Source organism: Alteromonas sp. G5_S2_22_S1, from assembly GCF_054968525.1.
Genome location: NZ_JBQKUJ010000045.1, coordinates 1 through 1,334 on the forward strand (window position 1 = coordinate 1; position 1,334 = coordinate 1,334).

At 46.0% G+C, this 1,334-nt stretch carries 1 protein-coding gene; it reads left to right on the top strand.

Features of this window, described 5'->3' with window-relative positions; translation table 11 throughout:
* Positions 1–70: 70 nt before the first annotated feature.
* Positions 71–1,309, top strand: coding sequence for an IS4 family transposase (locus ACTRWF_RS19605; protein ID WP_462836099.1), 1,239 nt, complete (start codon positions 71–73; stop codon positions 1,307–1,309).
* The last annotated feature ends 25 nt before the right edge of the window (positions 1,310–1,334 follow it).

A 1,334-nucleotide genomic window follows, 5' to 3' on the forward strand; every position in this document is an offset into this window, starting at 1 on the left:
CTGAGGTATCCCCACAAATAATATAACGATATCAGTGAGATAAAAAAGATAGGAACATTCATGACGTTTGGTGATCAGATCAATCGCCAAACTTCACCGAGACCAAACAGCCATGAATGCCCTATCTATTGTGAACAATGTCGTATCGCTTGTCAGCTATAAAATGCATAAAACTCGTCGGGATGCGGTAACGGCGTGCGTCAAAAGCTTGCTTACTGGAAGCGCTGCAACAGTAACCAGCATAGGTCGAGGAATCAACACTAAAGCCTTTGAAAAACATCGAATTAAACGTGCCGACCGCTTGCTCTCAAACCCGCATTTATTAAGTGAAACACCGTTTATCTATGCATCTATCGGCCAACTATTTTGTGGTAACACTTCACGCCCTGTTATCTCAATCGATTGGTCAGATTTAGATGACCGTAAAGCGCATTTTCTGTTACGCGCAGCAATATCTTTAAAAGGTAGGCCCATCACACTGTATCAAGAAGTGCACTGCAATAAGACGAAAGAGAAACCGGCTACGCACAAGACCTTCTTGAAGACCTTGCACGCTATATTACCTTCTCACTGTCGTCCCATTATCGTCACCGACGCAGGGTATAAATCGCCTTGGTTTAGAGAAGTTAGGGCGCTAGGATGGGACATTGTTGGGCGTATCCGCAAGCCACATTTTTACTCGCTTGATAGAGGAAATACGTGGCAATGTATTCGTCATCTTTACGCACAAGCAACCTGTCGACCGAAGCGTTTCGATAACAGCCAAATAGTAAGGAGCAACCCCTTTACCTGCACGCTAGTTCTGTTTAAACAGAAATCTAAAGGACGACATGCTTCAAATCCAGATGGTACACGCAAAGCCTCAAAGCGCTCAAAGGTGCATGCGCAAGGCGCTAAAGACCCGTGGCTATTAGCCACATCACTGGCGTCTCACCGAAGCCTATCGAAACAAGTTGTAGCCATTTACAGGCAGCGAATGCAAATTGAAGAAGGCTTTAGAGACATGAAAAGCACCAAGTTCGGGCTTGGCTATGAGCAAAATAAAAGTGTGAAAAAGCAGCGTCTAACAATACTAGTATTGCTGACCACGTTAGCGTCATTAGTGGCTATACTACTGGGTATGGTGCTCGTCTCTTCCAACAAACATCGGCGCTTCCAAGCCAATACCGAAACCAGAAGCGTGCTGTCATTCCATTACCTTGGACTTAGGGCTGTCGCTTGCCGAATACGATTCACTATGCGACAGTGGAAAGCTGCACTCCAATGGTACAGCTCCATAGTAGACGGGGCCTGGGCTGGGGCCACATGAAATTAAATTCGTGGGGATCCCTCAG